This window comes from Flavobacterium movens (assembly GCF_039581425.1).
Taxonomy (GTDB): Bacteria; Bacteroidota; Bacteroidia; order Flavobacteriales; family Flavobacteriaceae; genus Flavobacterium; species Flavobacterium luteolum.
The window spans coordinates 185,227-205,267 of sequence record NZ_JBCPXY010000002.1 but is presented as its reverse complement, the minus strand read 5'-3'; the positions used below and the strand labels follow the sequence as shown (position 1 = coordinate 205,267).

The following is a 20,041-nucleotide window of genomic DNA, read 5'->3' as shown; positions in this document are numbered from 1 at the left end:
TAACGTTGCCTACCGAAAACCTGAAACTTGAAACTTGAAACCTGAAGCCTGAAACTTTTTTCTTCATCAATTTTTAATTTCATTTCGTTAAGTTTGCTTTAAACAAAAAGTCCCGTAAAAAATATGAATCGCTCAGAGCAGTTATTAAAACTACAAAATACAGAAAATTGGGACGTAATAATTATTGGCGGAGGTGCAAGCGGACTAGGAACTGCAATTGATGCGGCAAGTCGCGGGTATAAAACCATTTTATTTGAAGCGGTAGATTTTGCAAAAGGAACTTCAAGCCGAAGCACTAAACTGGTTCATGGCGGAGTACGCTATTTGGCGCAAGGAGACGTACATTTAGTTAGAGAAGCATTAAAAGAACGAGGACTACTGGCACAAAACGCAAGTCATTTGGTAAAAAACCAATCTTTCATTATTCCGAATTATCATTGGTTAAGTGGTTACTTTTATACTATCGGACTAAAAATCTATGATCTTTTATCTGGCGGTCTGAGTTTGGGAAGTTCAAAATATCTTTCAAAAAAGAAAACTATTGAAATGCTTCCTAATGTAGAAGAAAATGGTTTAGTAAATGGCGTAATTTATCACGATGGGCAATTTGATGATTCTCGTCTTGCTGTCAATCTGGCTCAAACTGCGGTAGAAAACGGAGCTTGTGTTTTAAATTATACTAAGGTTGTTAATTTATTAAAGGATAATAACAATCAAGTAATTGGAGTTCAGGTTCAGGATCAAGAAAGCGGAATTAAATATGATTTAAAAGGTTCTGCTATTATAAATGCTACAGGAGTTTTTACAAATGCTATTATGAAACTCAATGATAATGTTTATAAAAAATATATTGTTCCGAGTCAGGGAATTCATTTGGTTTTTGATAAATCATTTCTGCCTGGAGATCATTCCTTAATGATTCCGAAAACAAAAGATGGAAGAGTTTTATTTGCAGTTCCTTGGCATAATCGAGTTGTAGTTGGTACGACTGATACTTTAATAAAGAAACAAAGTTTAGAACCAATTGCTTTAGAAAGCGAAATTCAATTTGTACTTGAAACTGCACAGCGATTCTTGGCAAAAAAACCAGAAAGAAAAGATGTATTAGCTGTTTTTGCAGGTTTGCGTCCATTGGCAGCTCCAAAAGAAGAAGGAAAAAGCACTAAAGAAGTTTCCAGAAGCCATAAAATTATAGTTTCAGAAACTGGTCTTATTACTATTACAGGAGGAAAATGGACCACTTACCGAAAAATTGCTCAAGATATAATTGACAAAGCCATCAAAACAGGCAAATTACCAAAGAGAACCTGTACAACAGAACATCTTTCAATTCACGGCAGCCAACCTACAACTTCTGTCGACAGAGAAAATCACCTCTATATATATGGTACAGATATTTCGAAAATAATCGAGTTGCAAGAAAGCGAAGCGGCATTAAAAGAAAAACTGCATCCTAATCACGAATTTACGATGGCAGAAGTTGTTTGGGCAATTCGTTACGAAATGGCAAGAACTGTTGATGATATACTGGCAAGAAGAGTTCGTTTATTATTCTTAGATGCCAGAGCTGCAATTGAAGTTTCGGAGAAAACAGCCAGAGTAATTGCCAAAGAATTAAGTCACGATGAAGCTTGGATAAACAATGAAATTGCCAATTTCAAGCAAATTGCAAAAGGTTTTCTGCTGTCTGAGTTTCAATAAATCGTGAAATGAGCTGATTTTGAATGTTTTTCAGTTTAAAATTATCTTACAAAAAAGTTGTTCTCTAATTTTTCAGTTTAAAATTATTTTTAGACTTTAAAAAATCATTAAATAACAATATATCAATACATTACAACAAAAAATTAGCTTACTTTTATCCCTTAAAAGACCTCTATTCAGTTCTTTACAAAAGTGCATTTAAACAGATTAACAAAAAATTAACACAACACTTGTATATACAACTATTAAAAGTTATACATTTGTATATACAAATTATACACTTACGACTATGACAATTGAAGAGGTTATTAAGAGTACGGTTAAGATGGATAATGCGAAAAAAGTTATTCTGAATATCATGTACACGCAAAATGTGGTTCAGGATCATTTCAACGAGTTGCTTAAACCGTATGACTTATCTGGAGAACAATATAATGTGTTACGTATATTAAGAGGGCAAAAAGGAAAACCTGCTAATATGTGCGTGATACAAGAGCGAATGCTTGCTAAAACGAGCAATACAACACGATTAGTTGACAAATTATTATTAAAAGATTTTGTTACTAGAAATGTCTGTCCAGATAATCGAAGAAAAATTGAAGTTCTGATTACCCAAAAAGGACTAGACGTTTTAAAAGAATTAGATCCAAAAGTAGATGAGCATGAGCGCACATTTGCTGACAATTTAAAACCAGAAGAATTAGTTTTCTTAAATCAATTATTAGAAAAATTTAGAACCAACAAATAAAATAATAAAAACTATGAGCAATTTCTTAGAAAATCAAAATTGGAGATACGCAACCAAACAATTTGATGCTACAAAAAAGATATCAGACGCTGATTTAAATACACTAAAAGAAGCCGTTAGATTAAGTGCTTCTTCATACGGATTACAACCATACAAAGTAATTATTGTTGAAAATCAAGAATTGAGAGAAAAATTAAAAGGCGCAGCTTGGGGACAAACTCAAATTACTGATGCTTCTCACCTATTCATTTTTGCAAATGATTTAAGCCTTGATGCAGGTTCTGTTGACAAATACATTAGCAACATTAGCGAAGTAAGAGGTGTTCCAGCAGAAGCTTTAGGAGGTTTCAGCGATATGATGAAAAATGTAATTTCAAATTTATCTGAAGATGCAAAACACATCTGGACTGCAAAACAAACGTATTTAGCTTTAGGAAACTTATTAAACGCTGCTGCTGAATTAAAAATTGATGCAACTCCTATGGAAGGTTTCAATGCGGCTCAATTTAATGAAATCTTAGGTTTTGATAAATTAGGCCTAAACGCTTCAGTTATTGCAACTGTAGGTTACAGACATGATGACGACAAATCTCAGCACCAGAAAAAAGTTAGAAAATCACACGAGGAATTATTTATCACACTATAATTATTTATTAATCAAATTCAAATTTAATTTTAAAAACATGAAAAATTTAAAAACTATTGCAATAGCATTATTCGTAGCAGCTGCTGGAATTTCAGTAAACGCTCAAACTAAAAAAATCGACGTAAAAGCATCTACTATTAAATGGGTAGGTAAAAAAGTAACTGGAGAGCACTCTGGAACTGTAAACTTCAAAGATGGTGCTGTTATTTTCAAAGGAAAAAAATTAGCTGGTGGTAACTTTACAGTTGACATGACTTCATTAACTTCTACAGACTTAACTGGAGAATACCAAGGAAAATTAAACGGTCACTTAAAAGCTGACGATTTCTTCGGAACTGACAAATTCCCAACTTCAAAATTAGTTTTCAAAACTATCGGTGCAAAATCTGCTGACGTTTACACTGTAACTGCAGATTTAACTATCAAAGGAATTACTAAACCAGTAACTTTTGATATCACTGTAAAAGGAAACACTGCTACAACAGCTTTCAAAGTTGACAGAACTAAATACGATATTAAATACAACTCTGGTAACTTCTTCGAAAACTTAGGAGACAAAACCATCAATGACGATTTCGAATTGACAGTAGCTTTAAAATTCTAATATTTAGGCCTTACTAATTCAGAAATACAGTAGACCCCGACAGTTTTAAACTGTCGGGGTTTATTTTTAAAAAAACTTTTCAAAACCTTAACCTTCTTAATAATATAATAACTCTTTCGTAATAAGTATCAGGACTTTGATTAACATACGGCTTCTATTTTTGGGGCAATTAAAAAAAATCAAAAACTAGAAATCAAAGTCATAGTTATGAAAACAAAACTACATATTGCATGCATACTCTTCATTATCAGCTTTTTCGCACAAGCTCAGCAACAGCCAAAAGGAATAACTGGTACTACAAACTGGATGACCAACTGGACAAGCTTTAGACCGGCTGCTAATGACTATGGCGAAGCAACCAATATAATTGCTGGAACAATTGATAAAGACACGCGATTAGTAAAGCGTAATATCTATCATTTAGTTGGTGTTGTGTATGTTACAAACAATGCAACTTTGACTATTGAGCCTGGAACTGTTATTCGCGGCGATGATAAAACCTGCGGAACTTTAGTAATTACAAATGGTGCAAAAATTATGGCCGAAGGACTAGAAACTGACCCAATTGTTTTTACATCTGAAAATGAAATAAATAACAGAAAACCTGGTGACTGGGGCGGAATCATTGTTTTAGGAAAAGCTCCTATAAATTCTTTAGGAGGCATTCATACTTTGCCTTTCGATTTAGATCCAACTTTAAATCATTATGGAGGTCAAGATCCAGAAGATAATTCTGGAGTTATGAAATATGTGAGAATCGAATATGCTGGTAGAAAATTAAGCGCATCAAAAGAATTAAACGGTCTTTCTCTTGCTGGCGTTGGAAGAAAAACAACAGTTAGCCATGTTCAAATTAGTTATTCAAATGATGATTCTTTTGAATGTTACGGCGGAGATTTGAATCTAAGTAATTTAGTTTCATACCGAACAACAGACGACGATTTTGATTTTACGCAAGGTGCCCAAATTAATATCTCAAACAGTATTGCCATTCGTCACCCATTTTCTTCAGATATTTCGGGATCAAGATGTTTTGAGGTAGATTCATACGAGAAAGTTGCTACTACAGATATGACTAAAAAAATGACCAAAATTAATGCAAGCAACATCACTTTGGTTAATTTAGAAGAAAACAATCAAGGTTTGGTTAGAGAATCTGCTTACATTAGAGAAAATACTTTTTTCAACTTAACTAATAGTGTCGTTTCTGGGTTTGCTCCTTTCATTTTATTGGAAGGAAATATCGGAAATGGTGAAGCCAATCTATCAAAAATCACTTTTAAAAACGTTGTGGCAAATAATTGCCAAGGTGAAATTGAAAGTGAATCTGGAAGCAATATTCCGGGTATAAAAAACTATTATGGAAACCCAGCTTACGGAATAGAATATACAAAAATGAAACTTAACGAGTTATTTGCGCTTCCAAACATCAAAGGAAATCCAGATTTCAGATTAAATGTAAACAACACGATAGCAATTGGAAACTAAGGAGTTATAGAAGCGTTTCAAATCAAAATTTAACAAATTTTACAGATTCGAAAAGTTTTTTTTCAAATTTTATGTACTCTAATTAAAATTACATTTATATCTTTGTCACATCAAAATAAAGAAATGAGAACAATTTTAAACAATACTTGGTGGTGGAGCAATTTACGTCAGACGTCGTGAACGAAGCTTCCTATGGTATTGTAAGAAATATAAAAATATAAAGGGCTTGTCATCACGACAAGCCCTTTTTTTTTGATCCAATTGAAAACAAATTAACGAACAACATAAAACTATATATTTTGAAACCTTTTATTCTTAATACACATTACAAACAAATTCTGGCAGATACAGTAACGCCGGTAAGCATTTATTTCAAAATCAGAGATAAATTCCCAAATAGTTTATTACTAGAAAGTAGTGATTATCACGGAAATGACAACAGTTTCTCTTATATCTGCTGCAATCCTATCGCTACAATTAAAATCGAAAATGAAACAATCTCAAAAACATTTCCTGACGGAACTTCTGAGAAAACGTTGATCGATGCTTCAACAAATATTCCTCAGGTAATTCAGGAATTTTCAAGTCAGTTTCAATCAGAAAAAAATGATTTTAAATTCATTAATAACGGTTTGTTTGGTTACATTTCTTATGATGCTGTTCGTTATTTTGAGAAAGTTTCTATTGCTAAAAAGGATAATGCCACGTCAATTCCAGACGTTTTTTATGCAGTATATCAAAACATTATTGCCATTAACCACTTCAAAAACGAAGCTTATATTTTCTGCCATAGTGTAGATAATAAAAACAATATTGCCGAGATCGAGCAATTGTTACAATCTAGAAATATTGCTTCTTATAAATTTTCTAAAGAAGGTGAAGGTTTCTCTAATTTAACCGATGAAGAATTTAAAGCAAATGTGGCTTTAGCGAAAAAACACTGCTACCGCGGAGATGTTTTCCAATTAGTTCTTTCTCGTCGATTTACTCAAGGTTTCAAAGGTGACGAGTTCAATGTTTACAGAGCTTTAAGAAGCATCAACCCTTCTCCATATTTATTCTTTTTTGATTATGGAGATTTCAAAATATTCGGTTCTTCTCCTGAAGCACAAATTATTGTAAAAAATAGAAAAGCTGAAATTCACCCAATTGCTGGAACTTTCAAAAGAACTGGAAATGATGAACGTGACGCACTTTTAGCTAAAGAACTTTCTGAAGATAAAAAAGAAAACAGCGAACATGTTATGCTGGTTGATTTAGCTAGAAACGATTTAAGCAGAAACGGACATGATGTAAATGTAGAAAAATACAGAGAAGTTCAGTTTTTCTCTCACGTAATTCACTTAGTTTCTAAAGTTACAGGACATTTACACGATAAAGCAACTACAATGCAAGTTGTAGCAGATACTTTTCCAGCAGGAACTTTAAGCGGCGCACCAAAACACAGAGCCATGCAATTAATAGAAGAATGCGAAAAAACAAACCGTAACTTCTACGGAGGCGCAATCGGAGTTATGGACTTTGAAGGAAACTTTAATCATGCGATTATGATTCGAACTTTCCTTTCTAAAAATCACCAATTGCATTGTCAAGCAGGAGCTGGAATTGTAGCAAGCTCTGACGAAGAAAGCGAAATGCAGGAAGTTTACAACAAATTAAGAGCTTTAAACACAGCGCTAGAAATGGCAGAACAAATTTAGTTTCAAGTTATTGGAACGTAAAACTTGAAACCTGAAACGTGAAACCTTAAACAATTAAAAACAAACCATAAAACCACAAACTATGAAAAAAGCAGTATCAATTTTAGTTTTAATCATTACCCTTAGTTCTTGCAATTCAGAAAAAAAACAAAATCCGATTGAAGGAACCTGGCGTCTTATATCAGCTGAAACAACTGAGAAAGATTCAACATTCTCGACTTTCAATTCAAAAACAAAAATGATTAAAATTATTAACGATACACATTTTGCCTTTTTTAATCATGATTTAAAACACGGAAAAGATACAACAGCAGCATTATTCTTTGGCGGAGGCGGAAAATATACTTTAAAGGACAGTATTTATACAGAACATTTAGAATTTTTCAATAACCGCGATTGGGAAGACAACAAATTTGAATTTGTAGTAAAAGTTCAAAACGACACTTTAATTCAAAAGGGAATAGAAAAAGTAGAAAAATTAGGCGTAGATCGTGTTATAGTAGAAAAATACGTTCGAGAGAAATAAAATTTAGTTTCAAGTTTTACTTGTTTCAAGTTCCAAGTTCACCGTAGCTTTTAACTTGAAACTTGAAACCTGAAACTTTGAAACAAAAAACAACACAATGAAAAAGATTTTAGTTATAGACAATTACGATAGTTTCACTTACAATTTAGTGCACTATTTAGAAGATTTAGATTGCGAAGTTACTGTTTACAGAAACGACGAATTTGATATTGAGGAAATTGCTGGTTTCGAGAAAATATTACTTTCTCCAGGACCTGGAATTCCAGATGAAGCTGGTTTGCTAAAAGCAGTAATCGAAAAATACAGTCCAACAAAAAGTATTCTTGGCGTTTGTTTGGGACAACAGGCAATCGGAGAAGTTTTTGGCGGAACGCTTTCCAACCTTGACAAAGTATATCACGGCGTTGCAACAAATGTAAAGACTTTAGTCGACGACGAAATTTTGTTTGAAGGTTTAGGAAACGAATTTGAAGTAGGAAGATACCATTCTTGGGTTGTTGACAGCAATTTACCCGAAGATTTAGAAGCAACTTCGGTAGACGAAAACGGACAAATTATGTCTTTACGCCACAAAAATTATGATGTAAGAGGCGTTCAATTTCACCCAGAAAGCGTTTTAACACCAAACGGAAAAAGGATTTTAGAGAATTGGATTAAGAGTTAGTTTACAGTATTCAGTCTCAGTTTACAGTCTCAGTAAAAAACTTAGAATCTTAGCATCTCAGAACCTTAGCAACTTAAAAGAAAAAATGAAAACTATATTAAATAAATTAATCAACCACGAAGTTCTTACTAAAGAAGAAGCAAAACAAGTATTGATTAATATTTCAAGCGGTCACTACAATCCAAGTCAGATTTCGGCATTTTTGACTGTTTTTATGATGCGTAGCATTACAATTGACGAACTTTCGGGCTTTCGCGAAGCTTTATTAGATTTATGTATTCGTGTCGATTTATCAGCCTATAACACCATCGATTTATGCGGAACGGGCGGTGACGGAAAAGACACTTTCAATATCTCCACTTTAGCTTCTTTTGTATCTGCGGGAGCAGGAATAAAAGTAGCAAAACATGGAAATTACGGAGTTTCATCTATTTCTGGATCAAGCAACGTAATGGAAAAAATGGGAATTAAATTCAGCAACGATCCTTCATTTTTAGAAAAATGTATTGATCAGGCTGGAATCTGTGTTTTGCACGCTCCCCTATTTCACCCAGCAATGAAAAATGTTGGCCCAATTAGAAAAGAATTGGCAGTAAAGACATTCTTTAATATGTTAGGGCCAATGGTAAATCCGTCATTCCCACAAAATCAATTGGTTGGAGTTTTCAACTTAGAATTGGCTAGAATGTATGCTTATTTGTATCAAAATACCGATGTGAATTTTACCATCCTACATTCGCTTGACGGATATGATGAAATTTCATTAACTGGTCCGACAAAAACAATTTCCAACCATATGGAAGGAATGTTGAATCCAGAAGATTTTGGCATTCATCTTTTATCTCAAACAGAAATCGAAGGCGGAAAGACCATCGAAGAATCAGCAGAAATTTTCACGAATATCATTTCTGGAAAAGGAAACGAAGCTCAAAATAATGTGGTTTGTGCAAATGCAGCAATGGCAATTTCAACCGTTACCAAATGTTCTCCAAAGGAAGGATTTGAATTAGCAAAAGAAAGTCTATTGTCTGGAAAAGGATTAAAAGCTTTACAGAAATTACAAGAATTAAGTAAATAAAATTTTGTTTCCCGTTTCAGGTTTCAAGTTATTTTGAACGTTCTACATCTTGAAACATGAAACATGAAACATGAAACAACACAACAATGAACATTTTAGATAAAATAATAATAGACAAAAAACGAGAAGTTGTTCTAAAGAAATCAATCATTCCGGTTTCTCAATTAGAAGCTTCGGTCTTTTTTGGAAAACAAACTGTTTCTCTTAGTCAAAATTTGAGAGAAAGCAATTCTGGAATTATTGCTGAACACAAACGCCGTTCGCCTTCAAAATCAATTATCAATAATAATTTTACGGTTGAAGAAGTAGTAAAAGGTTATGAAAATGCAGGCGCTTGCGGAATTTCAGTTTTAACTGATGGAAAATATTTCGGTGGTTCTCTTGACGATTTACTTTTAGCAAGAGCTTCAGTAAATATTCCGCTTTTGCGAAAAGAATTTATTGTAGACGAATATCAAATCCTTGAAGCAAAAGCACATGGCGCGGATTTGATTTTATTAATCGCAGCCGTTTTAACGCGTGAAGAAATCAAATCATTATCTGAATTTGCAAAAAGCTTAGGTTTAGAAGTTCTTTTAGAAGTCCATAATCAAGAAGAATTAGAAAAATCAATTATGCCAAGTTTAGATATGATTGGCGTAAATAACAGAAATCTAAAAACGTTTGAAGTAAGTTTAGATTTCAGCAAAGAATTAGCTTCTCAAATTCCGAATGATTTTGTAAAAGTATCAGAAAGCGGTATTTCATCAGTAGAAGCCATTCAAGAACTAAAACCATACGGCTACAAAGGTTTCCTAATTGGAGAAAACTTCATGAAAACCGATAACGCAGGTCTGGCCGCAACAGAATTCATTAATCAGCTATAGGCTTTAAGCTCTAAGCAATAAGCCTTCTCAACATTACTAATTTAGCCTAAAGCCTAAAGCTTAAAGCTTAAAGCATTTAAAAAAATGAAACTCAAAATATGCGGCATGAAATATCCCGAAAACATACTCGAAGTAGGTGCACTCCTACCCGATTATATGGGATTTATTTTCTGGGAAAAATCCGCACGATATTTTAACGGAACTATTCCTGAACTTATTGAAACAATCAAAAAAGTAGGTGTTTTTGTCAATCAAACTCAGCAAGAAATTCTGGAAAAAGTAACAAAATACAATTTACAAGCCGTTCAATTACACGGAAATGAATCAGTTGAATTTTTAACGGAATTAAAAGAAAAACTGCCAAAGAAAATCGAAATCATAAAAGTATTTTCAGCCGATGAGAATTTTGATTTCGCAACAATTACACCTTTTGAAAATGTCTGTGATTATTTTCTATTTGACACAAAAGGAAAATTACCTGGCGGAAATGGAACAACTTTCGACTGGACCATATTAAAAAAATACAATTCGAAAAAACCTTTCTTCTTGAGTGGCGGAATCGGAATGAATGAATTAAAAGCCATAGAAGAAATTTCAAAAACAAAATTACCTATTTATGCAGTCGATGTAAATAGTAAATTTGAAATCGAACCAGGGCTGAAAAATAAAAATCTATTTAGCAACTTCAAACGCAAATTTGATGTTGCCAACTTTTAAAATTTAAATAAAATGAGTTTTAACGTTAACGAAAAAGGATATTACGGAGAATTTGGAGGAGCTTATATTCCAGAAATGCTGTATCCAAATGTAGAAGAATTACGTCAGAAGTATCTAAGCATAATGGATGAACCTGATTTTAAAGCAGAGTTCAATCAATTGTTGAAAGATTATGTTGGGCGCCCTAGTCCGTTGTATTTTGCAAAACGTTTGTCTGAAAAATATAACACCAAAGTTTATTTAAAAAGAGAAGACTTAAACCATACCGGAGCGCACAAAGTAAACAATACTATCGGGCAAATTTTACTTGCAAAACGTCTAGGCAAAAAAAGAATTATTGCCGAAACTGGAGCTGGCCAACATGGTGTAGCAACAGCAACCGTTTGTGCTTTGATGGGAATTGAGTGTATTGTTTATATGGGAGAAATTGACATTGCACGTCAGGCTCCAAACGTAGCGCGTATGAAAATGTTAGGCGCAGAAGTTCGTCCAGCGCTTTCAGGTTCGAGAACTTTAAAAGATGCAACAAACGAAGCAATTCGCGATTGGATCAATAATCCTGTTGATACACATTATATTATTGGATCAGCAATTGGACCACATCCTTATCCAGACATGGTAACGCGTTTTCAAAGTATCATTTCAGAAGAAATCAAATGGCAATTAAAAGAAAAAGAAGGTCGTGAAAACCCTGATTATGTAGTAGCTTGTATTGGTGGAGGAAGTAATGCTGCAGGAACTTATTACCACTTTTTACACGAACCAGAAGTTGGAATCATTGCAGTTGAAGCAGCCGGAAAAGGTGTTGACAGCGGTCATAGCGCAGCAACAAGCAAACTAGGAAAAGTAGGTGTTATTCACGGCTGTAAAACGCTTTTAATGCAAACTCCTGATGGACAAATTACAGAACCATATTCTATTTCAGCAGGATTAGATTATCCTGGAGTTGGCCCATTACACGCTCATTTGGCACAAACGGGGCGCGGAGAATTTTTCTCTGTAACCGATGACGATGCTATGAATGCTGGTTTACAGCTTACGAAATTAGAAGGAATTATACCAGCTATAGAAAGTGCTCACGCATTTGCGGTTCTAGATCAAAAGAAATTCAAACCTGAAGATGTTGTCGTAATCAGTCTTTCTGGACGCGGCGATAAAGATTTAGATAATTACATTGATTACTTTAAATTGTAATAAAAGTATTAATTTGCACCTCTCTAATCGCAACTATTAACGAGAAAAATATAATTATGGAAAAGTTATTCTCATACGGAACATTAAGATCTAAACAAGTTCAAATGCAGATTTTTAAAAAAGTATTAGTAGGAACTCCAGATCAGCTCTTGGGTTATAAACTAAAAAGTTTACAAATCGAAGAAGAATTTGGAATGGCAGATTATGTGGTAGCAATTGCAAGTGAAAACGCCGAAGAAAATATACATGGCGTAGTTTTTAATGTTTCTAATGCAGATTTAGCAAAAGTTGATTTATTTGAATCTAATTCGTACCGAAGAGTTCAGGTTAAATTGAAATCTGGAACAGTTGCCTGGGTTTATACCGAAAATAAATAATTTACAAAAATGATTTTAGCAGCGGCGCAGACAAAACCAAAACGCGAAAATATTGCTTCAAATTTATTAAATCATTATCAGCTTATTGAATCGGCTGCACAAAACGGAGCTCAATTAATCGTTTTCCCAGAAATGTCTATTACAGGATATGAAAGAGAAAATGCTTTAGAATTGGCTTTTGCCGAAGATGATTATAGAATAGATCATTTGAAAGATTTGGCAACCGATAATAATATTGTCATTATTGCTGGTGCTCCAATTTTAATTAAAAATCAGTTGTTTATTGGGCAATACATTATTGCTCCCAACGATTCGGTTTCTATTTACACAAAGCAGTTTTTGCATGAAGGCGAAGATGAATTTTTCCAATCTTCTTTTGATAATAATCCGATGATTACAATTGAAGATCAAAATATTGCATTTGCAATTTGTGCTGATATTGATAATCCAAAGCATCCTGAAAATGCTGCAAAAAATAACGCAGACATTTATATTGCGAGCATTTTCTTTTCGCCAAACGGAATTTCAAATGCGTACAGAGATTTACAAAATTACGCCGAAAAGCATCAAATGAATGTTTTGATGTCCAATTTCAGTGGAGAATCTTGGGGATCTCCTTCGGCAGGACAAAGTGCTTTTTGGAATAATAAAGGCGAATTAGTTGCCCAAATGAATGACTCTGACTCTGGATTATTGTTGGTTGAAAAACAAAATGATAATTGGATAAATAAAGTCATAACAGTTTAAGTTCCTGCAAGGTTTTCAAAACCTTGTAGGTATAATTAAATTACATAAAACAAGAAACCTACATGGTTTTAAAAACCTTGCAGGAGAAAAACATACTAAAAATGAACAGAATAACTCAAAAATTACAAGAAGATAAAAAGATCCTTTCGATCTACTTTTCTGCGGGATATCCGAACTTAAACGATACTGTGCAGATTATTCAGGATTTAGAAAAAAACGGAGTTGATTTAATCGAAATCGGACTTCCTTTTAGCGATCCTTTGGCAGATGGTCCAACTATACAGGCGAGTTCTACACAGGCGCTTCATAACGGAATGACAACTCAAATTCTTTTTGATCAGCTGAAAAACATTCGCGAAAGCGTAAAAATTCCGTTGATTATCATGGGATATTTTAATCCAATGCTGCAATACGGAGTTGAAGCTTTTTGCCAGAAATGCGCCGAAATTGGAATTGACGGTTTAATTATTCCTGACCTTCCGGTTGATGTTTATGCTGACGAATACAAAGCGATTTTTGAAAAATATGGTTTGATCAATGTTTTCTTAATTACCCCTCAAACTTCAGACGAACGTATTCGTTTTATTGACAGCGTTTCAAACGGATTTATCTATATGGTAAGTTCTGCAAGTGTTACAGGATCTCAATCTGGTTTTGGAGATGTTCAAGAAAGCTATTTTGAAAGAATTTCTAATCTGAATTTGAAAAATCCTCAAATAGTTGGTTTCGGAATTTCGAATAAAGAAACTTTTAATCAGGCAACTAAATATGCTAAAGGTGCTATTATTGGAAGTGCTTTTATCAAACATTTGAGTGAAAAAGGAAGTGGAAAAATTGAGGAATTTGTTGGAGAAATTCGATAAATAATCGGATTAAAATATAATATCCGTTTAATTTGTCATTTCGACGAAGGAGAAATCTTCGTTGCAAAATCGACAAAGATTGGATTTCACTTTACGGAACTACTTGTGGAGATTTCTCCTTCGTCGAAATGACAAGATTGCGAAAAAAGCCTGAAAAAATAGAGTTTTCAGGCTTTTTTATTTTAACTAATTAATGCACGATTTAACATAAATTATCGAAAACGCTTTATGTTAATATTATGTTAAAATAAAATTAAACAAGCGTTTAAATTAAACAAGTGTTTAATTTTGCATCCGATTAGAAACAATACCATGTCACACATCGAATTGAACGATAAAAAAATTCAGATTCTTAATGTTGCAGAAACGCTATTTTCTGAGAAAGGATTTGAGGGTACATCGATACGGGATATCTCCAAAGAGGCCAAAATTAACATCGCAATGGTCTCTTATTATTTTGGTTCAAAAGAGAGGCTACTGGAAGCTCTTATTTTTCACAAAACCGTTGATTTAAAACTACAACTCGAAAATTTATTACAAGAAGACATTGAACCTCTTGAAAAAGTCAATAAATTAATCGAAATTTACATCAACAGAATTTGCCTTAACAAAGGGATTTACAGGGTTTTACATTTTGAACTTTATAATAAGAAGAGAGAAAAAAGCCTTCAAGCTTTTACTGAACTTAAAAAAGGAAATTTAAAATCGGTTGAAAGTATTATCAAACAAGGCCAAGCTCAGGGGGTATTTAGAAAAGATGTTAATATCCAACTCATTACACCCACGATTATTGGAACCTTTTTTCACTTTCACATGAATCGCTCTTTTTTCGAAGAAATATTTGATTTGAAAACCGACGAAATGTTTAACAATTACATTAAAAACGATCTTACAAAGCACATTCAACAAACTATAAAAGCGCTACTTGTTTATGAAAATTAGTCAATTAATGCTCTTTGGAGTTTTCTTTATCGGAATATCTTCAATGGAAGCACAAGAGAAAACAAGTTTAACCTTGGGCGAGGCCGTACAAATGGCTTGGGAAAAGAGTAACGAAGTTACACTTGCCAATACTAAGGTAAACACAAAAAAATACGAATTAAAAACCGTAAAAAACAATCAATACCCAGATATTAAAGTTTCGGGACAATATCAGCGTCTTACAAAAGCATCGATTGATATGCCTAATCAAGGTGAAAGTGCTTCATTAGCTTCTCCAGATAGAGCAATGCTTGGAATGGCAAACTTAAGTCTTCCTATTTTTGCTGGATTTAAAATTCAAAACAGCATTGATGCATATGAAGGAATGTACGAAGCAGAAACTGCTAATGCTGAAAAAACTAAAGAAGATGTTGCTTTAAAAGCAATCACTTATTACACAGCATTATACAAGGCTCAAAAAACTTTAGATGTTTTAAACGAAAATCAAAAAAGTGCAAAACAGCGTGTTACTGATTTTACAGAGTTGGAGAAAAACGGAATTATCCCGAGAAACGATTTGTTGAAAGCGCAATTATTAGTTTCTAAAACGCAATTATCTATTGACGAAGCTAATAATAACATCAATAATATCAACTTCTATTTGACTACTTTATTAAAATTAGATCCTAATGTAAAAATTCAGGTAAATGAAGAGGATTTCTTTAATCTTAAAACAAGCAATTCTATAACATCTGATGCTGTTGCACTTGAAAGCAGAAAAGATTTAGAAGCAATAAGATTACAAGGCAAAGCTTCTGAAGCTAATGTAAAAATTGCAAAGGCTGGATATTATCCTTCAATTTCACTTTTAGGTGGTTATACTGCATTTGACTTAAAAGACATTGTAACTGTAAAATATGCGATGAACTTTGGAATCGGATTGTCTTATGACTTATCAGGAATTCTAAAAAATAATGTTCACGTAAAAGAAGCAGAAAGCAGAGCTTTGGAAGTAAAAAATACCGAAGCAATTATGACAGACCGCATTAAAGTAGAGGTTCAAAAATCTATTGAAGATTACGACCTAGCAATTAATCAAAGTGTGGTATATGAAGAAGCATTACAGCAAGCAGCCGAAAACTACAGATTAGTAAAAGATAAATTTGACAATGGTTTATCTGACACTAATGATTTAGTAGAAGCAGATGTAGAGCATTTAAATGCCAAAATTCAAACTGCTTTATCTAAAGCAACCATTATTCAAAAATATTACGAATTACTTTCAGTATCAGGACAATTATCACAATCATTCAATCTTTCTAAAATATAATCGATAGCTCTCATGGAAAAGAAAAAAACAAATAAAAAATTCATCATCATACTTGCAGTTCTGATTTTAGGAGGCGGAACTTACGGAATATCTAAATACCTACACGGCCAAGCTCACGAAGAAACAGATGATGCTCAGATTGAGAAAAAAATGAATCCGATTATCCCAAGAGTTTCAGGATATATCAGCAAAGTTTATGTGAAAGATAATGATTATGTAAAAAAAGGAGATACTTTATTTACTATCGATAAGAGAGATTATCAATTAAAAATTGATGAAGCTAACGCTGCATTATTGGGAGCTGAAGGGCAATTTGAAGCTGCAAAAGCAGATATTGGAAGTGCTTATGCAAGCATCTCTGTTTCTGATGCTCAAATGAGATCTGCAAGCGGTTCTATAGAAAGTGCAAAAATTAGATTGAGACAGCTTACAAATGATTATAACCGTTATAACAACTTGTATAAAACACATACGATTACAAAACAGCAATATGAGCAGGCCTTAACTGCAAAAGAAGAAGCTGAAAATCAAGTACGTGTTTTAGAACAACAGCAAAAAGCTACTTCTTACCAAAAATCGGTTATTCAGTCAAAATCTAAAGTTTCTGACAAACAGACAGAAGTTGCTGCTGCAAACATCAAAAAAGCAAAAACAATGCTTGATGTGGCTCACTTAAACCTATCTTATACTGTAGTTACAGCTGCAATTGATGGTCAAGTATCTAAAGTTGATATTCAGCCAGGACAATTAGTTCAGCCAGGACAATCTTTATTCTACATTATCAACAATAATGAAGCTTGGGTTGTAGCTAACTTTAAAGAAACACAATTGAACAAAATGGTTGTGGGACAAAAAGTAAGCTTAAAAGTAGATGCATATCCAAACTATGAGTTTAAAGGAACTGTATCTTCTTTCTCTCCTGCAACAGGATCTCGTTTTTCATTATTGCCTCCTGATAACGCAACAGGAAACTTCGTAAAAACAATTCAGAGATTACCAGTAAAAATTACCATAGACGAATCTAACGATCCTGAAAAAGTAAAACTTTTAAGACCAGGTATGAACGTTGACGTAGATGTACATTTGAAATAAAATAAATGGCTACAGCAGTACAAGACGACGATTTAGTAGAATACGGTTTCAGACGTGTTATCATTACGATTACAGCAGTGCTTTGTGCACTGTTGGAAATTGTCGATACTACGATTGTAAACGTAGCGCTGACAGACATGCGCGGAAGTCTTGGTGCTACCTTGACCGATGTGGCATGGGTTATTACAGCATACGCAATTGCGAATGTTATTGTAATTCCGATGACGAGCTGGCTATCGCAGCAATTTGGAAGACGTAATTATTTTGTGGCTTCCATTATAATATTTACAGTCTGTTCTTTTTTGTGTGGTAATGCCACTAATATTTGGGAACTAGTAGCTTTCCGTTTCGTACAAGGTATGGGTGGTGGAGCATTACTAGTAACAGCCCAAACGATTATTACAGAAAGTTATCCCGTAGCAAAACGTGGAATGGCGCAGGCTATTTACGGAATGGGTGTAATTGTTGGTCCAACATTAGGTCCGCCTTTGGGAGGATATTTAGTAGATAACTATTCTTGGCCATATATTTTCTATATCAATATTCCGTTGGGAATTATTGCTACTATTTTGGCTTTAACCTTTGTTAGAAGTCCGAAATATGGAGAAAAATTAAAAGCCAATCAGGTTGACTGGTGGGGAATTATATTGTTGACAGCATTTATCGGTTCTTTACAGTTCGTATTAGAACACGGACAGCAGGACGACTGGTTTAATGACTCTACAATTGTAACCCTAAGTGTTGTAACTGTTCTTGGATTGGTTCTCTTTATTTGGAGAGAGCTTACCTACGAATATCCAATTGTAAACCTAAGCGTTCTAAAAGACGGAAATCTTAGAATTGGAACCGTAATGTGTTTTATTCTTGGTTTCGGATTATATGGTTCAACATTAATCATCCCAATTTATACGCAGTCAATTTTAGGATGGACCGCAACTGATGCCGGTTTATTATTGATTCCAGGATCGATTACAACAGCATTTATGATGCCATTTGTTGGAAATATGATTCAGAAAGGTGTGCCTCAAGCTTATATGGTTGGAGTAGGATTTTTAATTTTCTTCTTCTTTACCTTTATGATGTACAGCCGCATGACACCTGACACAGGAGTTGAACACATGTACTGGCCTTTAATTTTGAGAGGAATTGGTTTAGGATTGCTTTTCGTTCCTATTACAACACTTTCGCTTTCCACATTAAAAGGGAAACAAATTGGTGAAGGAGCGGCATTTACTGGAATGATGCGTCAATTAGGCGGATCTTTTGGTATTGCAATTATTACCACTTTCATCACACGTTTTAGTCAATCTCATAGAGTAGATTTAATTAATAACCTAGACCCGGCCAAATTTGATGTGCAGCAGCGTATCGCAGGAATGCAGCACGCCTTTATGGCAAAAGGATATAGTGCAGATGTTGCTTTGAAAAAAGCATATCAGGCGATAGAATATTCCATAATGAAACAAAGCACTGTAATGGCTTATATGGATATTTTCCTTTATCTAGGAATTATGTTTTTATGTTGCATACCGATTATTCTCTTTATCAAAAAAGGGAAGAACAAAATTAGTGCAGCCGACGCAATGCATTAATGATAATAGATTTATAATACGCAGAAACGCCGAATTCATCATTTAGAATTCGGCGTTTATTTTTTCTGTTTAACCGAAAAGTTCGCAAAGCTTTGCCATAAAAACTTTGCGAACTTTGCTTAAAACTTTGCGCCTTTGCGGTTAAAAAAACTCAGAACCTCAGCACCTTACAAAGTTATCTTGTAAAAACTAAATGATTTCCTTTAGAAAGATTCGCATCAAACTGATATCCTTCGTAATTAAAACCTTTTAGATCATCTATAGTTTCAGCATTGGTATCAATAATATAACGCACCATCATTCCCCTAGCCTTTTTGGCAAAGAAACTGATCATTTTTAGTTTTCCGTCTTTATAATCTTTAAAGTCTGGAGTAATAACAGGAACTTTTAGGGCTTTTACATCAACAGCAGAAAAATATTCATTACTTGCTAAATTCACGAATAACTCATCTTTTTTCAATTCTTTATTTAGAGCTTTAGTTACAACTGGCTTCCAGAATTCATGCAGATTTTTATATTCACCAACAGGCATTTTTGTTCCCATTTCCAAACGATATGCCTGCATTAAATCAAGCGGCTTTAAAAGTCCATAAAGTCCAGATAAAATTCTCAATTTATCTTGAAGAACATCTAATTTTTCTAACGGAATAGTATATGCATCTAATCCTGTATATACATCTCCATCAAAAGTATAAACTGCTGGACGAGCATTCTCGGGTGTGAAAGGTGTTTTCCAATCCTGATTACGTTTCCAATTTAAATCGGCTAATTTGTCTGATATTGACATTAGTTCTGATAATTCAGAAGGCTTTTTTGCTTTTACTACTTTATGAACCACTCTTGCTTCTTTTAAGAATGAAGGTTCTGTATATTGAGATGTTGGTAATTCTTTTTCGAAATTCAATGATTTCGCTGGAGATATAACAATTTTCATGTGTGCTTTTTTCTATGATTCAAAAATACAAATTGAATTTCTAAAAATTATCGTTTGCAATTGATTTGTTCTATCGTTGTATTTTTTTCTCGCCACAAATTCACGAATTTCCACAAATTATTCTTTTGCGCAAATTGTTATATTTTTTTTGCCACAGATTAAAATGATTTACACAGATTTTCTTAATCTATTACTATTTTTTTTCTGCCACGAATTGCACAAATTTTTACTAATTAAAAATCTTTTTTAATCC

The 20,041-nt window shown here is 33.6% G+C and carries 20 protein-coding genes; 19 read left to right on the top strand and 1 reads right to left on the bottom strand.

Going from position 1 to position 20,041, the window contains the following annotated elements; translation table 11 throughout:
• Nucleotides 1-123: 123 nt before the first annotated feature.
• The 19 genes from AAYQ05_RS04385 (at nt 124) to AAYQ05_RS04295 (ending at nt 18,854) form a co-directional block, all read left to right on the top strand.
• Nucleotides 124-1,701, top strand: a complete 1,578-nt coding sequence (locus AAYQ05_RS04385; protein ID WP_343541378.1) for a glycerol-3-phosphate dehydrogenase/oxidase — start codon at nt 124-126, stop codon at nt 1,699-1,701.
• 289 nt (nt 1,702-1,990) lie between these two features.
• Complete coding sequence (locus AAYQ05_RS04380; protein WP_343541377.1) at nt 1,991-2,449, top strand: MarR family winged helix-turn-helix transcriptional regulator; 459 nt, start codon at nt 1,991-1,993, stop codon at nt 2,447-2,449.
• Between the two features lie 13 nt (nt 2,450-2,462).
• Complete coding sequence (locus tag AAYQ05_RS04375) at nt 2,463-3,095, top strand: NAD(P)H-dependent oxidoreductase (protein WP_343541375.1); 633 nt, start codon at nt 2,463-2,465, stop codon at nt 3,093-3,095.
• 37 nt (nt 3,096-3,132) lie between these two features.
• A complete protein-coding gene (locus tag AAYQ05_RS04370) occupies nt 3,133-3,699 on the top strand; it encodes a YceI family protein (protein ID WP_281633535.1) in 567 nt (188 codons plus the stop codon).
• Between the two features lie 207 nt (nt 3,700-3,906).
• Nucleotides 3,907-5,187, top strand: coding sequence for a beta-helix domain-containing protein (locus AAYQ05_RS04365; protein WP_343541373.1), 1,281 nt, complete (start codon nt 3,907-3,909; stop codon nt 5,185-5,187).
• Between the two features lie 299 nt (nt 5,188-5,486).
• A complete protein-coding gene (locus tag AAYQ05_RS04360) occupies nt 5,487-6,887 on the top strand; it encodes an anthranilate synthase component I family protein (RefSeq protein WP_281633537.1) in 1,401 nt (466 codons plus the stop codon).
• Nucleotides 6,888-6,969: 82 nt separating this feature from the next.
• The gene (locus AAYQ05_RS04355; protein ID WP_343541370.1) at nt 6,970-7,413 is read left to right on the top strand and encodes a hypothetical protein; all 444 of its coding nucleotides are present in this window, start codon (nt 6,970-6,972) and stop codon (nt 7,411-7,413) included.
• Between the two features lie 97 nt (nt 7,414-7,510).
• A complete protein-coding gene (locus tag AAYQ05_RS04350) occupies nt 7,511-8,077 on the top strand; it encodes an anthranilate synthase component II (RefSeq protein WP_274253953.1) in 567 nt (188 codons plus the stop codon).
• An 85-nt stretch (nt 8,078-8,162) separates the two neighbouring features.
• Nucleotides 8,163-9,155, top strand: coding sequence for an anthranilate phosphoribosyltransferase (trpD, locus tag AAYQ05_RS04345; RefSeq protein ID WP_343541367.1), 993 nt, complete (start codon nt 8,163-8,165; stop codon nt 9,153-9,155).
• A gap of 86 nt (nt 9,156-9,241) precedes the next feature.
• A complete protein-coding gene (gene trpC, locus AAYQ05_RS04340) occupies nt 9,242-10,021 on the top strand; it encodes an indole-3-glycerol phosphate synthase TrpC (protein WP_343541366.1) in 780 nt (259 codons plus the stop codon).
• Between the two features lie 84 nt (nt 10,022-10,105).
• Complete coding sequence (locus AAYQ05_RS04335; protein WP_343541364.1) at nt 10,106-10,738, top strand: phosphoribosylanthranilate isomerase; 633 nt, start codon at nt 10,106-10,108, stop codon at nt 10,736-10,738.
• 12 nt (nt 10,739-10,750) lie between these two features.
• A complete protein-coding gene (trpB, locus tag AAYQ05_RS04330) occupies nt 10,751-11,932 on the top strand; it encodes a tryptophan synthase subunit beta (RefSeq protein WP_281633543.1) in 1,182 nt (393 codons plus the stop codon).
• 56 nt (nt 11,933-11,988) lie between these two features.
• The gene (locus AAYQ05_RS04325; RefSeq protein ID WP_111426573.1) at nt 11,989-12,309 is read left to right on the top strand and encodes a gamma-glutamylcyclotransferase family protein; all 321 of its coding nucleotides are present in this window, start codon (nt 11,989-11,991) and stop codon (nt 12,307-12,309) included.
• Nucleotides 12,310-12,318: 9 nt separating this feature from the next.
• On the top strand, nt 12,319-13,056 hold the full coding sequence (locus tag AAYQ05_RS04320; RefSeq protein WP_343541361.1) for a carbon-nitrogen hydrolase family protein: 738 nt from the start codon (nt 12,319-12,321) through the stop codon (nt 13,054-13,056).
• Between the two features lie 101 nt (nt 13,057-13,157).
• On the top strand, nt 13,158-13,919 hold the full coding sequence (gene trpA / locus AAYQ05_RS04315; RefSeq protein WP_111426575.1) for a tryptophan synthase subunit alpha: 762 nt from the start codon (nt 13,158-13,160) through the stop codon (nt 13,917-13,919).
• 312 nt (nt 13,920-14,231) lie between these two features.
• Nucleotides 14,232-14,861, top strand: coding sequence for a TetR/AcrR family transcriptional regulator (locus AAYQ05_RS04310; protein WP_281633546.1), 630 nt, complete (start codon nt 14,232-14,234; stop codon nt 14,859-14,861).
• Entirely contained in the window at nt 14,851-16,170 is a 1,320-nt protein-coding gene (locus tag AAYQ05_RS04305; protein WP_343541358.1) for a TolC family protein, read from the top strand. The genes AAYQ05_RS04310 and AAYQ05_RS04305 overlap by 11 nt, the downstream gene beginning before the upstream one ends.
• 12 nt (nt 16,171-16,182) lie before the next feature.
• Complete coding sequence (locus AAYQ05_RS04300; RefSeq protein WP_281633548.1) at nt 16,183-17,262, top strand: HlyD family secretion protein; 1,080 nt, start codon at nt 16,183-16,185, stop codon at nt 17,260-17,262.
• 5 nt (nt 17,263-17,267) lie between these two features.
• Nucleotides 17,268-18,854, top strand: a complete 1,587-nt coding sequence (locus AAYQ05_RS04295; RefSeq protein WP_343541356.1) for an MDR family MFS transporter — start codon at nt 17,268-17,270, stop codon at nt 18,852-18,854.
• Nucleotides 18,855-19,029: 175 nt separating this feature from the next.
• Here the strand turns inward: AAYQ05_RS04295 and yaaA are convergent, their stop codons facing one another.
• The gene (gene yaaA / locus AAYQ05_RS04290; protein WP_343541355.1) at nt 19,030-19,788 is read right to left on the bottom strand and encodes a peroxide stress protein YaaA; all 759 of its coding nucleotides are present in this window, start codon (nt 19,786-19,788) and stop codon (nt 19,030-19,032) included.
• Nucleotides 19,789-20,041 lie beyond the last annotated feature (253 nt).